The sequence below is a fragment of the Arthrobacter sp. genome (genome assembly GCF_030540645.1).
Taxonomy (GTDB): domain Bacteria; phylum Actinomycetota; class Actinomycetes; order Actinomycetales; family Micrococcaceae; genus Specibacter.
The window spans coordinates 1,356-5,135 of record NZ_JAUNVV010000129.1 but is presented as its reverse complement, the minus strand read 5'-3'; the positions used below and the strand labels follow the sequence as shown (position 1 = coordinate 5,135).

General features: G+C 63.3%; 3 protein-coding genes and 1 tRNA gene. 2 read left to right on the top strand and 2 right to left on the bottom strand.

Going from position 1 to position 3,780, the window contains the following annotated elements; all coding sequences use genetic code 11:
* Position 1 precedes the first annotated feature (1 nt).
* Together Q4P21_RS15695 and dnaG are read right to left on the bottom strand one after the other, a co-directional pair.
* Positions 2 to 77, bottom strand: a tRNA-Asn gene (locus Q4P21_RS15695).
* Positions 78 to 139: 62 nt separating this feature from the next.
* Positions 140 to 2,110 (bottom strand): DNA primase, encoded by a 1,971-nt coding sequence (gene dnaG / locus Q4P21_RS15690; protein ID WP_303389659.1) that lies wholly within the window; start codon positions 2,108 to 2,110, stop codon positions 140 to 142.
* 209 nt (positions 2,111 to 2,319) lie between these two features.
* Here dnaG and Q4P21_RS15685 point away from each other — a divergent pair, with 209 nt between their 5' ends.
* The gene (locus tag Q4P21_RS15685) at positions 2,320 to 3,108 is read left to right on the top strand and encodes an ABC transporter ATP-binding protein (RefSeq protein ID WP_303389658.1); all 789 of its coding nucleotides are present in this window, start codon (positions 2,320 to 2,322) and stop codon (positions 3,106 to 3,108) included.
* Positions 3,101 to 3,780 (top strand): ABC transporter permease (locus Q4P21_RS15680; protein ID WP_303389657.1); only part of this gene is annotated, 680 nt, incomplete at its 3' end. The genes Q4P21_RS15685 and Q4P21_RS15680, both read left to right, overlap by 8 nt.

The following is a 3,780-nucleotide window of genomic DNA, read 5'->3' as shown; positions in this document are numbered from 1 at the left end:
TTGGCTCCCCCACCTGGACTTGAACCAGGAACCTTTCGATTAACAGTCGAACGCTCTGCCAATTGAGCTATAGGGGATCGTGCAGGAACAACAATAACAAAGGCTTGCCCCGTTGTGAAATCGAGGCCCGCCTCCCCCGCTATCCGTCCCCGCGCAACTGCCTGCGGGCCGTTTCCAGCTCCATCAACTCGCGCTGCAGCAGCTGGTAGCTCTCCGGATCCACCGCCGGATCCATGCGCTGCAACGCCCCCAGCCGCTCTTCCTTCAACCGCGTGATCTGCAGCTCAAAAAGCCTGCGCAAAATGTCGCGGCAGTACCGCGTGAGCGTGTCCTCGCGCGTCGCTGGCAGCGGGCTGAGCGCCAACTCCGCCACGAGCGATTCCATCTCCTCCGGCACACCGGCGCGCACCGCTGCCAGCCACTGGGACGACGCCACCAGCGACTCCCCCGCCAACGTAATGGCCATCTGGATCGCCTTGTAGGCCGGAACCACAAACTCCGTCGCCGCAAAGTGCTGCCAGTTTCCCGCCGTCAACAGCCCCGGATGCTGCAAAACCACTTCCAGCGCCTCCCGCTCCATGCGACCCTGCGGATCGCGCGGATCTGGGCGCACAAAAGCTGGCCGCGCCGATTCCGACTCCACTGCCGGGTTAGCGCCCTGCTGAGCCCCTTGTTGCTGCCCACTGCGCTGTCCCCCGGCGGCAAAGTTCCCGCGTTGCTGCCCTACGTCGGCACGCGCCCCCGCATGCCCCAACGCCTTTGCCCCGGGCTGGGTGTGGGCACGGCGTTCGGCACCTTTGACGGCCCGCAGCACCTCGTTCGGATCTGCCATACCGAGCCAGCCGGCCAGTTCCTGGCTGTAACCCATCCGGGTGGAGCCGTCACGGATGTCGGCCACCACGGGAGCTGCGGCACGCAGCCCACTCACCCGACCCTCAACCGTACTCAAGTCGAACTTGGCCAGCGTGGAGCGAATGGCAAATTCAAACAGCGGACGACGGGAGCGGATCAGCCTATGGACTGCTTCATCGCCCTTGCGCTGGCGCAGCTCGCAGGGGTCGGCCCCGGAAGGCTCCACCGCCACGAACGTCTGCGCCACAAAGCGCTGGTCCTCGTCAAAGGCCTTCAGCGCCGCCTTCTGCCCTGCCGCGTCGCCGTCGAACGTGAACACCACCTCCCCGCCGGTGCCGTCGTCTGAAAGCAGCCGCCGGGCCACCTTGATGTGCTCGGCACCAAAAGCCGTGCCGCACGTGGCCACCGCCGTGTCCACCCCGGCCAAGTGACACGCCATGACATCGGTGTAACCCTCCACCACCACCAGCTGGCGCTTGGAGGCAATGTTACGTTTGGCCAAGTCGATGCCGTAGAGCACCTGGGATTTTTTGTAGAGCGTGGTTTCCGGGGTGTTCAGGTATTTGGGGCCCTGATCGTCCTCGAAGAGCTTGCGGGCGCCGAAGCCCACCGTGTCCCCGGCAATGTCGCGAATGGGCCACATGAGGCGGCCGCGGAAGCGGTCGTAAATGCCGCGCTGGCCTTCAGAAAACATGCCTGTGAGCTTCAGCTCCTCGGTACTGAACCCCTTCCCGGTGAGGTGTTTGAGCAGGGCGTCCCAGCCCTGCGGCGCAAACCCCACGCCGAACCGTTCGGCAGCCTCGCGGTCAAAGCCGCGCTCGGCCAGAAATTGGCGGCCGGCTGCTGCAGGCGGGGTCAGCAGCTGCGCACGGTAAAACTCCCCGGCGATCTTGTGCGCGTCAAGCAGCCGTTGCCGGCGCCCAATCTCCTCACGGCGCGGACCCGTGCCGCCGTCTTCGTAGTGCAGTTCATAGCCGAGCCGGCCAGCCAGCTTTTCCACCGCCTCGGAAAAGGAAATGTGGTCCATCTTTTGAATGAAGGAGATGACATCGCCACTCTCCTGACAGCCAAAGCAATGGAAGTATCCCATTTGCGGGCGCACGTGGAATGACGGGCTGCGCTCGTCGTGGAAGGGACAAAGCCCCTTGTACGAGCCGATTCCTGCGGATTTTAGGGTGACGTAGGCGTCAACAATTTCCTTGAGGTCAGTGCGTGTTCGCACCTCGTCAATATCTTCACGTTTTATCAGGCCAGCCACACGGCCAGTTTACGTGACACCAGGCAGCGCCCGCCCCACTCCAACAACTCCTGTACACGCTGCTCTCCCACAAAGCCAGCGCACAGGAACTTCCAACTCCGCACCGAGAAAACACACCTCCACCCCACAGCCGACTGCACCGTCCGGCGCTAAAATTAAAGGTGGTTCCACGGTGGGAAACCCCTGCCGGAACGGAAGGATGTGCCGCCATGCCACAGAATGATGAACCTGGTCCCCAGCTGGTTCTGGAAGTCGAGGATCTGGCGGTCGCTTATGGTGAGCGCACCGTCGTCGACGGTGTCAGTTTTCACATCAACCCCGCAGAGATCTTTGGCCTTCTCGGACCCAACGGTGCTGGAAAGACCAGTACGTTGAGCGCCATTGAAGGCCTGCTGACACCACGGGCGGGAACCGTGCTGGTGGACGGAATAGACGTCCAGTTGGATCCGTTGGAGGCAAGATCACGCCTGGGCGTGCAACTGCAGTCCTCAAGTTTCCAGCCCGAACTTTCCATCCTGCAAATCGCCGCCCTGTTCGCAGGTCTGCACGGCGTTCGGTCCACACCGGGTCAGGTCCGGGACGGGCTGGCCGCCGTCGGGCTGGGCGGGGAACTGGACAGGCGGTATAAACAACTTTCCGGCGGTCAGCAGCAACGCCTGGCACTGTTCATCGCCACCGTCCATAAGCCCCTGCTGCTGTTACTGGACGAGCCCACGGCCGGCTTGGATCCCCAGGCGCGCCGCCATCTCTGGGACCACATCGGACAGTTGCGTGCCGAGGGCCGCAGCATCCTTCTCACCACCCATTCCATGGAGGAGGCACAGTCGGTGTGCAGCCGGGTCGCGATCCTGGACCATGGCCGGCTGTTGACGGAGGGAACTCCGGCGAGCCTGATAGCAAAGCATCGCAACGATCCCGCAGTGCTCGCCGCCGCCCACGGTGAAGTAACGCTTGAGGACGTGTTCATTGGGCTGACAGGTGGCGATCTTCGTGTTTGAGACATCCAAAGCGCACGCACCCCACTCCGAAGTGCACCACACTTCCCTGCGCCCTCCCTTGGGCCTTGTCTTCAAATCGCTACTGCAGGCAGACGCAACCACGGCGCTAAGGAACAGATACACCGGTCTGATGAATCTGTTCCTGCCCCTGGTGATCGTGATCGTCGACTCCTTTGGCAAGACGGCAAACCGGCTGGGCGGAGTCGGAGTAGTGATCGGGCTGGCCCTCATTCTGGGCCTGGGCACCTCCAGCCTGCTTGGCTACCCCCTCACACTCTCCCACGACCGCGACGCCGGCGTGTTGCGCAGGCTTCGGGTGGCACCGGTGCCCGGGTGGAGCATCATTACCAGCCGGCTGGCCATCCAGGTGATGTTCAACCTGGTCACCTCGATCATTGTCATCGTCGTGGCAGCCGTCCTGCACGGGTTCACGCTTAGCGCCGGCCGCTATGCGCTTTTCATTGCCACCGCACTGCTGGCCTCCGTCATGTTCCTGTCCCTGGGCCAAGCGGTGGCCGGGCTATTCCGCACCTACTCAGCCGTGCTGGCCGTAGGCCGTGTCCTGTTCATGCTTTTGCTTCTGGTGGGCCTGGTCGGCTATTCAGGTGTGCTGGGGGCGGGCATGCAAACGGCGGCGCTGTGGACGCCGGTGGGCGCGCTCATCACGCTGTT

Bases quoted from the DNA above. Each gene is read 5' to 3' on its own strand.
- Q4P21_RS15685 (WP_303389658.1), top strand. From the start codon at position 2,320: ATGCCACAGAATGATGAACCTGGTCCCCAGCTGGTTCTGGAAGTCGAG.